Below are 15,015 nucleotides of genomic sequence, written 5' to 3'. Positions count from 1 at the left end.
CCAACTGTTATCCCCCACCTAAAGGCAAGTTCCCAAGCATTACTCACCCGTCCGCCACTCGTCAGCGAAGTGCAAGCACTTCCTGCTACCGTTCGACTTGCATGTGTTAGGCCTGCCGCCAGCGTTCAATCTGAGCCATGATCAAACTCTTCAATTAAATATATCGAAATTTTGAATTGTCGTTGTTGACACTCTTAATGAGTGCCCACACAGATTGTCTTGTTATAAATTGTTAAAGAACAGTGCAAACTCACTTGTTTGCTGCTTCAGCGTTCTTTTAGAACCTGCCGAAGCGGGATGCGTATAATACGCTGTTCGCTTTGTTAGTCAACACCTTTTTTGAATTAATTTCTCAGGGTGTTTAAAGCGCTTCGGAGTGATTTAATGACTCGCTTAAAAGCTTGTCTTTAGTGCCTGTCGGCGTTCCCTCTCGAAGTGGGGCGCATTGTAGAGATTTATAATTAAAGGTCAACACCCATACCTTAAATTTCTTGTGTTTTTGAGTTTAAGTGGATACTTTGTAATCAATACGCTAGTTTTATCGAATAATATTGAACTTTACTTACATTTTTAGCTCAAAATTTAGCTAACTGTTAAGTTCAAATACACCATGAAGTAAGGTTGGATCATGAAACGTAGTTGCGGCTGTATCCTGGGTACTCTTATGTTGTTCACTGGTAACAACGCTCTGGCGATCGAAAATAACGCTGCTGTAGAAACAGAAAACAAAGTACTGCAAGGCTTTATTAAACGTCAGGTAAGCCAAAGTATGTCTGTTGGACGTGCAGTGCGCTCTATTACCAGCCATTACCCGCAAGAAGCCGAAACTATTGTGTCAGTTGCGTTGGATATGTACCCCGATGATTATCGTGAGATTATCCATGCCGCTATTTCCGCTCAACCCACTGCCACCTCTAAAATAGTGCAGATCGCAATTGATAAAGAAGTAAGTTCTTGCCCTAATATAGTACAACTGGCTATAGAGGCTGACCCTAGTTACGTTGATTTCGTTGTTGGCGCTGCAGCTGATTCAAGCCCAGATGAATTAAAAGACATTGTTAGAGTGGCAGTGCTTACTGAACCTGATTCGGCAGACACTATTGTTCAAACCCTGACAGAAGAACACCCAAACGAACTTGTTGATATTCTTACCTCAGCTATACAGGCAGTACCGGTGGTTGGTGAGTATGTGGTAAATGCTTTATTGGCAATCTTCCCAGAAAAGGCAGAAGATGTGGTAACCACTGCGGTAAGAGAGTCTGCCGGCCAACGTGAGCAAGTTCGAAAAATTCTGGAAACGGCTCACCAAGCCGGTGTCGAAAGCGAAAAGCTAAAAGAGTATGCCTTGAATGGCGGAGCTCACGAGGATGACGTTAAAGAAGCAGTCGCACCTAAGTAAACATATTGGGTATATTTGCTAACGTGAGCTTAGTTAGCAATGACTACCATGACTGAAGCTCTCTTGACCACCTCTTTTATATGTTCGTTACTTATAAGTAGCTCAGCAGCTGCATTAGAAATAACTAAATCTGATTTTCGGTTTTCGTATGTGTGCAAAGCTTTTATTTCAAGCGGGTGGGCTGCAATTCGTTTGTTTTTCCAAGCATCTTTCATGCTGAAGTCATAAGAAACAGGTCGTTTCATTCTTCCATTGCTAAAGCTGTAGATCTCTCCCGGATATATTTTTTCACCCTTTAAATTTCGAATAGTTGGAATGACAGCCAGTTCAAAGTCTGTAATATCCCGGGCGTCAATCAGTATACCTGTGAATAAATTTTGTTTTTCGAATGTTTCAATATTCTTCAATAATGCTGACGCAAGATCCTTGTCGTACTTTAACAGCCAACTGTACAACCTCTTCGCATACATAAGTTCTTCGACGGTATTAATGGTGGCCATTGAATCCACTTCGTCAGCATAAACTTGCGGCCAAAACGTTATTCCATTGAGCTTTGACCACATCGCCGACATAAACGCTCTATTATTTTCTAGTCGCCGGTTCGGGATCGCCAAAGTATACTCTTCAGGCAGTATTGCCTGAACAAACCCAGTGTTAGTATCAAAAGCAAGCGTAACCGAAATCAAATCACCGTTATCTTCTGTATTAATTATTTTGGCACCGCGAATGAGGGCATCAACCTTTGCTGTTACAGAATCACTGGTTAGCATCATATTCTCTACCGTCGTAGTAGAAGTAATTCTGATACCTGCCACCATCTCTGCCAGATTTCTATACGCCATCAATTTTGCTTTATTCGTTAGCGCCCTTTTGGCTGAAGCATTGTTGATTAAGCTATCAGGGATTTCAGTAACACCAGTCGCAGTTACTATCCCGGTCGTCCAGTTGACCGCACCGGCCCCTTGTTTTAACAGTACATCTTCCGCATACACGGTTCCGTAAAATAGGCAAAGAATAAGTGCAGCTATTCGTTCTCTCATTAGTTTAATACCTGAGATAAGCGTTTTTGTGCTTTATTAACCCCATTAATAAAAGCTTCCTTAATGGAAGATTCATGATCGACTGCCGGAAATTTTTTACCTTCTGTAGTAAAAGTTTGGCTCTGACCTGTTTGCAAAGCTTTAAGTTGCCAGTGCAGTTCCGTCATAGCATAAGTGTGTGAAACATTACTATTTGGAATAGCAAAGACATCTATTTGTGGATAAATGCTAAGTAACAATGCGTGGTTAACATTGTATATTTGCTGTAGCTGTGAGTCGCTCAATGAACTTACAGGCAAGCATTCATGCTCGTATACAATCTCTGTTACCTTGATTCCTTGTATGTAATTTTGCAAGTCGGCATAAAAGAACTCTTCACCGTATGTACTATTTTCTGTGCTCTGTAATTCTATGTTAACGAGCAGACGATGATCAGGCGAAGAACTAACAGAAGTCGTCTTTATAAGCGAGTCAGAGATCTGTATTTTATGCTCTCTCATCTTTGCATTTTCAATCTGCCTGATAGTGAGATAATTCGCATCATTTTCTCGAGTCACAAACCAGACTATCTTCTTACCACTCTTCGCAACTGAATCAACAGGTACAAGAAGTTTCGTGAACTCTTCATACTCAATATACTGTGGCTGAGAAGCAATAGGACATATATCTATATTTTGGTCACCTGTAATGTCAAAACGAACAAATTCGCTTAATAACGTTAAATCTTCGAATTGATGATTGCGCCAATATGCTGCGCTCTGGCGAATAATATCCTGCCACACATCCAAAATGACTCTGTCCTGTTCAGACAGAAGAGAATTAATTCCACTAAATGCTGCAAGCCCCACCGCTGTATCCACGAGCGCTTTCATACCGTTGAGTTCATTATGCCTTTCTATTAACTGAGAGACTGGAACAGGATACGTAAACAGACGCCTGCCATATTTAATGAACTCAGTGAGTTTTTCGGTATAAATCGGTAATACTTTTCGAGGCTCGATGGACGCTGTGATTTCTACGTCTTCACCCACTTTTACTTCATTAATTGTGACGCCTAGCAAAAACGTGTTATTTCGGATTGAAGAAAGATCACTGAATTCAGAAACGAACTTATCACCAATCAATGTATCACTGCTCTCTGTAGATACTAATACCTCGACACCGAGTTGTTGCGAGAGCAACTTAAGTGCCCGATTAATAGCATCGTCTTTGGATTCGCCATTTACAACGACAGCAGTTGCATTAAGCTGGATCGCCTCATCAAGCATCTGGAATTTCTGATTCAATGCGTTTGTTTTCTGTATTAGCGCACTAGGCCTTTCAAAGGTTTCCCCGGCAATTTGGTACAATAACGCCTGTTGTTCGTAGATCTGCTGATACTGCTGAGCGATACCCATTAATTGCCTGAGAACATTAATGTCACTGGCCTGACTTAATAAGGAATCCAACTGCAGTGTTAAAGAGTCCAGCCTACTTTCATTTAGCTTAATATTGGTAGTGGTATTAACTGATATCCTGACTAAAAACTCAGGCTCAGAAGACATGGTTTCGTAATGTACTTCAGCAAATTGTGCACTGCTACTTACAAGGGTTTTATCGAAATAGCTTTCTCCATAGCGCTTACCATTTAATGTGGAAACAGATGAAAAGGCGGATTCGATAGACACTGCTACCTGCTCACTTAACAGCCTGTAGGCATTCGCTTTGGCAATAGCTTCAGAAACACCACGTCCCTCTGCAGTGAGTATTTTGGCCTTCACAGGCTCAGAAATAATACACAGTGAAAAAAGAAACACGTAAATGGCAATTTTCATTCAGATATCCTTATCACAATGTCATTAATTGTTTGATGTCACATGTCATACGAGGTGTCGAATATTGCCATCCCTGGTTACTTGAAGATGACTCTACCTTTCCTAAGTAACATACCGAATCATCTTTACCAATCAAGGGCATGTTTTTCCATAGTGAAAATGTCTCTACTTTGACCTGTCGCCCTTGCAAAACAGGCAGTTGAAAGACCGGAAAAAAACTGTGTATTTTACTTGCTATTGCCTCTATGTTAGTGATTTCCCCCTCAGGCAATTCTTCGTAGTTAGAGAAAGTGATTAGCATTTCACCGCTATTTGCCTGAATAACCTTAATGGCAATATCAACACTGTCTAATTGTTTGGAAGGCATAGGACGTCGATCAATATCAACCACCAGCAAAGCCTGAGCGGTGCTTCCTTCATTAATCGATTGCTGTGTAAGTCGGATTTGTTGTGCTTCATCGATACCGAATTTATCAGCAAGGTAGCTTAAACAATCTGATGATGACGCAAAATCGCAATAGGGCGACTCAATTAACGCTTTCTCCAGTAAATTGCGGCTGGTTAATTGGAATCTGCCTCTATCTTCGAACGCATCATATAAATATTTAAACCCCTTGTTGCTAGACAAACACACAGAGGACACCTGTTTACTACAATCAAAAGGGAGCAGCGCTAATCTTAAGCGTTCATCCAATTTAAATTCCGGGGGTAATTTTCGCTGAACCGTCACTGTTTCAGTATGTTGTTGTCCTGTCCCGTCTTTAACTGTAAGCGCGATAATATTGCTGCCCAATGAAAGTGGCACCAATTGCGATAACGTTGAAGTTATTTCCCCGGTAGTTGGGATTGTTTGATTATTTAACTTCAGTGTCTGAATGCTATTACCCGCGGTTACCTCAGCTTCAAACAAGACATACGCGTCTTGAGTTACACTCGGCATATCAGAATAATAGACACTAATGCCGCTGTTGTTGAAAATCTTATTTTCAGTCAACTTGTAAAGGCGTTTATTACCCAAATTATCTGTAACAATGACGTCTGTTCCTGGACTGGTCGTAGTAATAGATAACTCGCTTTTCAGCACCCAATCTTCAGATGAGTTCAATTGACTAGTAGGTAACAGTGCTAGTTCTTCGGCTACCATCTGCGTGTTGCCCCATGTAATTGAAGCAATTCCTGACTCATCAAAAACTTCAATAGTAGCAGACAATGTTTGACCATTCAGAGCCCCTCCGCGAATCTTAATATGCGGTGCAACTTTGTCCACGTCAGCCTCTGTGTTGAAGACACGTTTTTGACCAAACACATCAACAGCAACGATATCCACTCCAGTTCCAGCCAGTGCAGACTTATCAACGGTTATTTGTTGTTCAGGCTCCAGGGGGATATAACCGACTGATTCATCATCGACAACACGACTCGCCAACAAAGGAAACCGTTGCCCAGCAACCTCTATGAAATCTATATAGGTTGCATCACTAATACTTAATTCCCAAGCACTGTCGGTATTTTTTTGCAATTGTATCTGCGGCGCATTAACGTCGTTAAATATCGAACTCTGGCTACGTAATGCTTCTATCCAAAAATAGCGATTCTTCGCTGTGGGAAATTGCTTATAAGACTTTTCAAAATATTTAAGTGCCTGCTCAGCCCGCCCTTGCCGTAACAACGTAATACCAAGCTCTCGATTCGGAAAGTAATTCTTTAGCAAGTGCATACCCGATGTATACACCCTTCGCTTATCAATATCCCTTACCTGTAATGCTTGCTTAAGATCAGCCTCCGCTTCCGGCCATTTCTCACAATCCATATAGGTTAAGGCGCGTTTGTAGTAATCAAACCACTCACCAACAAAACTGCCATTCAACACACCACATTTACCGTAATCAGCAAATTGCTCTTCATTTCCTGAATCGGATGACGTTGAAGCGCAAGCAGAAAGTAAAACGACTATAATCAGATTAATCAGAGACCGCATGGACATTACTCACATATACTATTTTATCGGCTAATCTATCTGCATTTCGATTGATCATGCGTCGCGATATACGCTCGGAATCAAACACATCAACAATATGAAACCCCTCTAATACATTGCCGATTGCCACTACAACTTCTAATCCAGCTGGTGATTGCTGAACATTAAACATCGAGATATAGAGCTCGAAGGGTAATTCTGAAAACTCATCTGAAGATAATTGTTCAGAACCCGAGCAATCCTTTAATGCGCCCTCGCAAAGTATTTGTTCGGTTAAGGCGCCTGACGCATAGGACTTGCCATCCACAAACCTGACAGGTAATGCCTTTTTAAGAGATTCAACAAAGCGACTGACAAATTGATTACAAAACCGAATTTCACAGTCTGCCACAAAATAAAAATAGGATGCATTCGTGTTGAATACAATACGCCGACTCTCATCGCGATTTACTGGCAACTCTGGAAATAGTCTAGCAAGTCGCTCACAACAAAAACTCGTCAGTTCATGGCGATAATCCGATATATCGAGTATCTCACTATTTCGTTGAAACGAAGGGGGAGAATGTGTGAACGTCCAATAACCATTAGCAAGGCTTTGAGGTACAAGAAGAATTAGACCGCACAAAAACCAAAGGCAATGATATGCACAGAGTCTTTTTTTTGTTCGTAGTGAACAGTGTCTCGTTATGCACTGCTCACTACGTAAATTAGGCTTTGTCATTTATGCTTGGCTGCTGTGCAAAGCAGACGATATCTTGAATAGCAGCGCCACAGAACCATTGCAACTAATAACATCAACCACTGCAAGCTCATCGAACCTGACGATTTTTTCTCCGGAGGGCGATTAATTGGATTCGTTGTGTTGGTGATCGTTATTGTCACAGTGATCTCTTCTGACAAAGCACCATCTGACACAGTTAGCTTTATAGAAGCCGTTGAATTTGAATCAACCTCTGGGGCAACGATAGTGACAGTCGGACTGTTTTCATTACTTAGCGTCAGAGAAGGTCCACTTACCTGTTCCCAATTATATGTAAGGGGGTCACCATCAGGATCCGTTGCCGTCGCACTAACCGTTGTGGATCCAGACTCCGCTAATGAGACCGAAGTACTGGCCGAAACAGTTGGCGCCCTATTCACATTCTCAACGAATATCGAAATACTTTTACTCTCAGTTGCGATGCCGTCACTTACTTCGACCTGAAACACAAGTGTTTCAGTTGCCGTCACGTCAGGCGCCACAAACGATGCAATACTTTCATCTGGATTTTGTAGGATGACACTTTGTCCTGATAGTTGCGTCCAAGCAAACGTAAGCGGATCACCATCAGCATCTGATGACGCAGAGGCATCCAGCTGTACGGTTTCTCTTTCAGGACGGGTTAGCTCACCGTCCAGAGAAATAACCGGTGCCGTATTGCTACGAATACTGGCAATCGCACCAGGATCAGCGACTCGGCCATTTAGATGCTCGTCGGTATCATAGATACCACCGTCCTGAATTGTCAGTCGTATACACGTATCACCAGATGTAAGGCCAGGTTTATAATCAGGTGAGGCTGCCACCGGACAATTACCATCTGGATCGAAACCTGCACTCATAATGGTATTTACACCATCGTCTACAAATGCGTACCAACCGTAACTCTCGGAATATTTTAGATAGGTCGCATCATCGGGAATGGCTGTTGTCAGTGGCAAAACGACAACTACTGTATCGCCTGGCTTACTCAAACCACTAACAACAAAATCAAAGACGGGCTCGATTGGCACAAAACCAATTGGAATATCGCTTTGTGTGATTTCCAGTAATTCTTCAAGGTCTACTGAAGCAGTACTTGGCTGACCATTTGAAACTGCTGCAGCCAGACTCCCTACTTGTAAGGACAAGCCCGGAGCCACAGCAATAGTCTGTTTAGTCCCTTCAACAGGCAGACTAGTCGGGTCACTGTTATCATCCAAATAATCAGCAACACCATCCCCATCGGAATCTGCTAGACCTTCATCAATATCACTAACACCATCACCATCCGAATCCATATCGCCAGATAACACTGGTACATTGGATAATTTAAACACGTCTACTTCTACCAGGGTTACGAAGGTGTCGGATGTGTTCGTTTCTAATACGGAAACTTCAATCACATTGCTGCCAGCGGTGAGCGCACTAGCGGCAATTGATATTGAATCGCCAGTACCAAGTTCGCCCAAGGTAGCACTGAAGAAATTTACCTCATGCGTATCGGACATATTTAAGTCTGACACGTCGACGTGAATGACAACTTCACCGCCTTCAGGGTCAATATGTCGCGTTGCGACATTGTCTTGTGAAACTGACACTTTTACCGTTGGCGGAACATTTTCTTCGACCACCAGCACTTGTGTCAGATTTCCTTTGTTAACAGCATTCTCTGCGGAAGCAAGTTCCACCCATAGCATATCATCCGATGAAACGTCGTCTGGCAATACTAGGCTTAATGTTCCGGACATGCCGGTGTTAATAGTTACCGATTCTGACGAACTGTTAAAGCCTGTTAAATTAGCCGTAACAGTTACGGGATAGTCAGGCGCCTCGCCCGATAACTGGACAGGAATACTTATGGACGCTCCGGCTTCACCATAAACCGAAAGTGGTAAGGTTACCCACGGCACAATAGCGATTTCGACGTTCTGACTGGCAGTATTTCCAGAGAAGTCTGCTGCGGTCAAAGTCACATTATGAATGCCGGAATTAAGTGCTCCCGGATCAGTAAGAGAGATGACAACATTGCTGTCGACCACGTCGTACACTTCAGCTCCGATATCCGCCAACCCGATTTGTGTCAACCGGCCTCTGGCATCAATTACCACTCTTTCCATAGCGCTTATTTCAGGTGGTGTGGTATCTACTATTCTGACCGTTTGTACAACCGTCGCTGAATTCCCGGACTCGTCTGTCGCTGTCCACTGTATTTCAGTATCGCCTAGTGGATAAGGTCCCGGATTGTTCACTTCAACGACCACGGCCTCGCCAGCATCGTCGCTAACCTCTAACTCCACTAGCGAAACAGACGTAAACTCACCGGACGCCTCGAATTCAACCAGCCCTGGCACATTACCGAATACAGGTGCCGTAGTGTCTTGCCAACGCGAATTGTCGAATGGGTAAGCATCACTGTTGTCCCCCACACCGTCATCATCACTGTCAATGCTCTCTGCAGGGTCAAACGGAAATGCATCTTCCGTATCAGGGACGGTATCATTGTCATCATCATCATCATTCAGATCAGAGACAAAGTCCTTATCAAAGTCAGGGGGAACTGAAGATGGATCGGTATAAGAGGTTCCGTTGTCATTTTCATCTTTGTCGGTGTAGCCATCGTTATCTGTGTCGTTATCGCCCAACACCACGTTAACAATACGGTGAACAGGTATTGCCGTGTTTTCAGCATTATCAACGACGGCATAAGTGAGTGAATACTGCCCCAAGTCACTACCAACACTTCCTGACACTATGACACGATCAGTTACATCACCATCAACATTGTCAGTTGCGCTGAAGCCAGGCTCAACATAATCGCTTCCGAAGAACAGATTTACTTCAGTATCTCCGTAAAGTTCAATATTAGGCGGAGTCATGTCCTCTACCGTGACAACAGCTTGAGCTGTACCCGTTAAGTCTGATGAATCTGTTGCAGTGAAGGTTACCGTTGTATTACCAAGCGGGAAGACATTTGGCGCATCATTTGTCACATTAACGCTTCCATCTACTGCATCACTCGCAGTTGCAGCATCAAGAAACTCTCCGATTTCACTATTAGATATCGGCGTGCCACTCGCGTCCACGGCTGCAACAACAATATTCGATGGTGCTGAAACCACAGGAGCATTTATATCCTGAACAGTTACAATGCGTGAAGCGGTTGCTGTATTGCCAGCCGCATCCTGAACGGTATAGGTAATCGGATAATTTGCTAAACTGGATGTATCAACCGCCCCTTCCAGCACAACTTTTGCGGTGATATCACCATCCACATTGTCCACTGCATTGTAGCCAGGGTCGATGTATTCAGAGCCAAGACTAACCGTAATTGAACCTGGATTAACCAGTGTCAGGACAGGTTTGGTTAAATCTCGAACCGACACCACTGCAACTAACTCTGTAGTATTAGAAGGTGTCGCAAAATCTGAAGCACTAAAGACAACGTTAGTCTCTCCCAACGGGAAGTTTTCTGGAATTTCGGCGCGATTTCCTTCACCGTCTTCCACACTAACAGTTACATCCACGACACCATCTACCAGATCCGTAGCGGTGGCCGCATTCAAAAATGTTGTAATTGATTCAGTAGAAGCTGGCGCGCCTTTCGCGTCAACCGCCGCAACTATAATATCCTGAGGAATAGAAAGGACAGGCGCGGCAAGGTCGACAATAGTGATCGTCCGGAGCACTTCTTCAGCATCATTCCCCGCTTCATCAGTAACATTGTATTTGAGCGTGTAATCACCAATTTCACTCCCAACCTCGCCTGTCACTTCAACGCGTTCAGTAATGTCACCGTCGACATTGTCCATCGCTTTATAGCCAGGTTCGATATAACTCTCTCCATAAGCAATAGACAGTGATGAAGCTCCTTCGAGCGAAATAACTGGCGCATCCTGATCGCTCACTTCTACAGTAAAGGTGACAACCTCTGCTTCGTTTCCAGATTCGTCAGAAGCGGTTAACGTAACTGTATGTATGCCTATAGGAACAAACACATTTTCAGATTCATTTGCGGCAGGGAGGCCGTTAATTTGATACGTGATATCGACATCGACATTATCTTTCACTGTGATATTGGCGAAGTAGTCTAATAGCGCTGTATTTTTTCGGTTTATACCATTTTCATCATCAGCTGGTATCACTAGCCTGGATTCTTCATTTGCGTTTGTGATAACCGGTTTTTCTCGGTCTTTACCATCTGTTAGTACTTCTATTGCAAAGGGTCCTACTTTCAACGCCGTATCAATAACATTGTCGGTAACGGCTATTTCGATACCTTCATATATACCGATATCTTCTACTTGCGGCGTGCCAGTTAGCACGCCATTACTGAACGTAGCCCAAGATGGTTTGTTCACAATGTTATAGGTCAGTTCAACAGTCTTGCCTGGTTCATTGTTGTCATTATCAACAACCGACATGTCATAGGAATATATTTGTTCGATTGTTGCAGTCGCAGAAGGCAACAAATTATTAATTATTGGCGTGTCATTAATTGACGTCACTTCAATGGTAATTGGCCCAAACGGTTCAGAGGACGTGCCAGCACTGTCAGTAGCACTGATATATATATTTGAATGCAGGCCAACATCTTTATCATCAGGTGTGCCTACTAATGTGTTGGAAGCATCGTCCCACCTTAACCAGGTTGGTAATCCAGTCACAGTAATATTTGCAATTGTATCCCCGTCCAGATCATCAAAAGCAGGTACAGCCGAATAATTAGCTTCTTCGTTAATAGAAGTAGGTATAGATGATTCCCTAAAGTCAGGCCTACGATTAACGGATATCGTTATAGTTTCCTCAACAAGCCCCGTACTATTCTGAGTTTGCGCGTAGTCTGCATCCGTGACCGTTAACTTGAGCTGTATTTCAGCGAAGCTATCATCGGTGACGAAAGTTTGAGTCGCAGAATGTTGTGAAGTTAAGGTAAATCCGGGGGTCAAACTTTCCCAATAATAAGACAGACTCTCACCACTGTTGGCATCTGGATCGCTACTATTTGTTGCATCAAGAGTAATTGTATCGCCCTCAACCACACTGCGACTATTTCCCCCAACAATCGTAATCACTGGTGAAGTATTCACGGGCGTCACTGTTATTGACACTTCTGCCGGATCTGATGCTAATCCTTCATCATCTGTTACAACAAGCTGGAAGGTAAAAACGGTATTTGTTTTAACATCAGGGGCACTGAAAGTTGGCGTCGCCGAGGAACTATTAAGCAACTGAACTGTTGGCCCGCTAATTTGTTGCCATTGATAAGTACTGATTGCCCCATCAGAGTCAGTACTGCTTTGGCCGGACAGCATAACCAACTCGCCTTCTGCGTAGGTTGTGTCATTTCCAGCGCTAGCGACAGGTGGCATATTTGCGTATTCGAAATATTCTTCTGTGCTGTAAATAGTTGTAGATTTATTAAGCGTAAACGTTTTACTAAAAACAGATCTCTGGTAACTGGGATCTTCATACTCAACCGTATACCTAAAATCCCCAGGTTTAATGGCGAGTCTATCGAAGAAACCGGTCATTCCATTAAGATATCGGCCGGTTCTCTCAACCACTTCGCCTTTAGGTCCATACAAAACAATTTTTAGTAATTCTAGGTTTGAGGTTGGGATATTTGCGGGCCCATTTTCCGTTTCCAAAGTCACCGTTAGATTAAATTTTGCGCCAGGCCCAAGCACCCCAACGAGCCCCATATCAACAATGCCCGTTGAATCATCAACGTCTAATTGAACTATTTCATCTTTATCCGGTGTTAATTGATCCGAAGAATCAGAAATTCTTACCGCGCCATTTACCAGATTTGCTTCGAATAAACCAATAGCTGTTTGGCTACTGACATACGAATCATTGCCTTCAACAGAAAACTTAGTTTCATATACGCAACCAGCAGTCACATTAAATGTGAATGAATAATTTGTAGGATTTGTAGATGCACTTTTTCTGCGACTTCTCGAATAACTATCGCAATATTCACTGACATTAGTTGAGCTACCATTAAACGTGGCTGGAGTAATACTTACAAAAACGTCTGCAGGCTCAAAGCCAATTACCGGTAATTCACTATCGCTAAAGATGTCAACTCCTTCAATACCGAAAGTAGCAGCGTACTTGACCGTAATGGTTCGATTTATATCAGAAAGTGAAGACGTATTGGTGAGGCTAACGTTAGTGCTATCTGAACTAACAACTATGTCATCTGAATAGTAATTAAGGCTAATTGAAACATCTTTACCGTCTGATGAAATATCCGCGCTTACGTAATTGTTATATTCGTTTGTTTCTAATGGTTCTCCATTTATTGCATAGTCCGTAACAACATGCGTAATAACGTATTGGCACCCTCCAACTAAATTAACTAACTCAGTATGCTGGTTACTATGGTCACTTAGGTCGTCAAGCCTTTCAGGGTTACCTGTATATTCCGTGCATAAACCGGGAGGATTATTACTCTGCGAATCTGGCTCGATGATAAGTTGACTTGTTGAGTATTGTCCGCCGTCAGTGCTTCGCTCTTCAAAATCGACTATTAAGTCGAAATTGACTGGTTTACTCAATAAGTCGTTCGATTCAACTCTAAAATCAGCTTTTGTACCTGGCTCTGAGAATGAAGAGCTACTAGGCAAATAGGCTTTCAGAAAATACGAGCCGATGGGAAGGTTCGCGATACATTCACGATCCCAGTCAGCAAGTTCATAAGCGGGGTTACAAACAAGAGAGTCAATTGACCCACCGTTACTATCAACCACATCGAATGCGACAGTATTATTTTGCGTATCCTGTGAGCGCAGAATTCGGATCTGTGAAGGGCTGTCTACTTGAAATGGTACGTAGTCGGTATCTCTACTAAATGATTGCCTTGGGGATGTTCCAGTTGTGTCGACTAAGCTTAAAAACAAGGAAAATGTGTTATTCAATCCTATGGCTTCATTATATTGAGCCGAATCGTTTGGTCTATCCCTGCCAGTAAATACAAATGAATCGCTAAACACTTCCCCAGTATTGACATCTGTCGCTGTAGCTTCAAATACTATGTCGTAGTAATTGTCGAGAGTCTGAGCCGGCGCAGTTGACAACAAATACTCGCCATTCTGGTTATCTATTGCTATGTCTTGTGGGGAAATGTCTCCATCAATGACTTGCCAGTTGTATCTAAACTGACCAGAGTGACTTGAAACCATTTCGGCAAGAACTTCTATACTTTGGCCTTCAAAACCATATATGTCCTCTCCAACAGAAATCCCGTTTGGTTCAATATCGTTGTTAATAGAGAACTGATATAAACCCGTACTATTGTTTTCACTATTAACGTAAAAAATATAAGTACCTGCTGGAAACGCCTGACTGGAAAATATTGCAGCACCGTTTTCGCCACTGTAGTCTGAATTCACGGTTACAGCTAAACTGACATCCCCTTCTGCAGGGGTGAAATCGTAGCTCAGCGCAGTATCAACTTCACCAGAAGTTGTTACGTACAATGTTGTGGTTTGATCTAACGAAAATGTAAAAATGTCGGTTCCCGATCCCGACATCGCAGCAGAATAACTTTGCCCAAAGTCCACAGCGACATCGAGTTCCTGGTCAAGAATGAGTCGATACTCTCCAGCTTCTCCCCCCCAGTCAAAAGCTCCCCAACTGACCTCCAAATAATATGTTCCCGCTTCCAAAAAATGGCTAATTTCGAAATTCAGTTGAAATGGGTAATCCTGACAGGTTGTCAGACTCGAACATTGTTGATCATTACTTGCAATAGCCTGATAGGCTGAATTGTAAAGTGTTGCCCTTGAGTCTGTATCACCAGAGGTAAACAAAGTGTAAGAAGCGGCTTCGTCAATGGTAAATGTATAAAATTGTGATGCACTGTTTTCATCCAGGCTTTCAGTTACACTCTGATGCAAAAAAATGGGTTCTGCTGTTTCAAAGCTATCTCCCGCAGCATGAGCTGTAGTTGCTGAACATAGAAAGATAAAACTAACGGCAATGACTGATAGTGTGCGACGCCAGGTTGATTTTCTAACCATCTTACTCTTCTCCAC

6 protein-coding genes and 1 rRNA gene are annotated in these 15,015 nt (G+C 42.9%); 1 reads left to right on the top strand and 6 read right to left on the bottom strand.

Annotated features, from left to right (window positions below; all coding sequences use genetic code 11):
• Window positions 1-157, bottom strand: a 16S ribosomal RNA gene (locus tag BUB81_RS21615); the annotation flags it as partial.
• A 471-nt stretch (window positions 158-628) separates the two neighbouring features.
• On the opposite strand from BUB81_RS21615, the gene BUB81_RS21610 reads away from it, so the two are divergent.
• Window positions 629-1,399: a hypothetical protein gene (locus tag BUB81_RS21610; RefSeq protein ID WP_084526796.1), complete on the top strand. Its 771-nt coding sequence runs from the start codon at window positions 629-631 to the stop codon at window positions 1,397-1,399.
• 29 nt (window positions 1,400-1,428) lie between these two features.
• Here the strand turns inward: BUB81_RS21610 and BUB81_RS21605 are convergent, their stop codons facing one another.
• Genes BUB81_RS21605 through BUB81_RS21585 form a run of 5 tightly spaced genes read right to left on the bottom strand, consistent with a single transcriptional unit; the run spans window position 1,429 to window position 15,000 of the window.
• Complete coding sequence (locus BUB81_RS21605) at window positions 1,429-2,439, bottom strand: LPP20 family lipoprotein (RefSeq protein ID WP_073325442.1); 1,011 nt, start codon at window positions 2,437-2,439, stop codon at window positions 1,429-1,431.
• Entirely contained in the window at window positions 2,439-4,253 is a 1,815-nt protein-coding gene (locus tag BUB81_RS21600) for a hypothetical protein (protein ID WP_073325441.1), read from the bottom strand. Before BUB81_RS21600 ends, BUB81_RS21605 begins: the two co-directional genes overlap by 1 nt.
• A 13-nt stretch (window positions 4,254-4,266) precedes the next feature.
• The gene (locus tag BUB81_RS21595) at window positions 4,267-6,231 is read right to left on the bottom strand and encodes a tetratricopeptide repeat protein (RefSeq protein WP_073325440.1); all 1,965 of its coding nucleotides are present in this window, start codon (window positions 6,229-6,231) and stop codon (window positions 4,267-4,269) included.
• Window positions 6,215-6,952: a hypothetical protein gene (locus BUB81_RS22060; RefSeq protein WP_139241665.1), complete on the bottom strand. Its 738-nt coding sequence runs from the start codon at window positions 6,950-6,952 to the stop codon at window positions 6,215-6,217. The genes BUB81_RS21595 and BUB81_RS22060 overlap by 17 nt, the downstream gene beginning before the upstream one ends.
• Window positions 6,949-15,000, bottom strand: coding sequence for an immunoglobulin-like domain-containing protein (locus tag BUB81_RS21585; RefSeq protein WP_073325438.1), 8,052 nt, complete (start codon window positions 14,998-15,000; stop codon window positions 6,949-6,951). The genes BUB81_RS22060 and BUB81_RS21585 overlap by 4 nt, the downstream gene beginning before the upstream one ends.
• Window positions 15,001-15,015: the final 15 nt, after the last annotated feature.

The sequence above is a fragment of the Marisediminitalea aggregata genome, from assembly GCF_900129565.1.
Classification (GTDB): Bacteria; Pseudomonadota; Gammaproteobacteria; order Enterobacterales; family Alteromonadaceae; genus Alteromonas; species Alteromonas aggregata.
The sequence above is the reverse complement of the archived record's forward strand: the minus strand, read 5'-3'. Positions and strand labels throughout refer to the sequence as shown.

Excerpts from the sequence above, each read along its gene's own strand:
- BUB81_RS21585 (WP_073325438.1), bottom strand. The coding sequence starts at position 15,000 with ATGGTTAGAAAATCAACCTGGCGTCGCACACTATCAGTCATTGCCGTT.
- BUB81_RS21600 (WP_073325441.1), bottom strand. The coding sequence starts at position 4,253 with ATGAAAATTGCCATTTACGTGTTTCTTTTTTCACTGTGTATTATTTCT.
- BUB81_RS21595 (WP_073325440.1), bottom strand. The coding sequence starts at position 6,231 with ATGCGGTCTCTGATTAATCTGATTATAGTCGTTTTACTTTCTGCTTGC.
- BUB81_RS22060 (WP_139241665.1), bottom strand. The coding sequence starts at position 6,952 with ATGACAAAGCCTAATTTACGTAGTGAGCAGTGCATAACGAGACACTGT.
- BUB81_RS21605 (WP_073325442.1), bottom strand. The coding sequence starts at position 2,439 with ATGAGAGAACGAATAGCTGCACTTATTCTTTGCCTATTTTACGGAACC.
- BUB81_RS21610 (WP_084526796.1), top strand. The coding sequence starts at position 629 with ATGAAACGTAGTTGCGGCTGTATCCTGGGTACTCTTATGTTGTTCACT.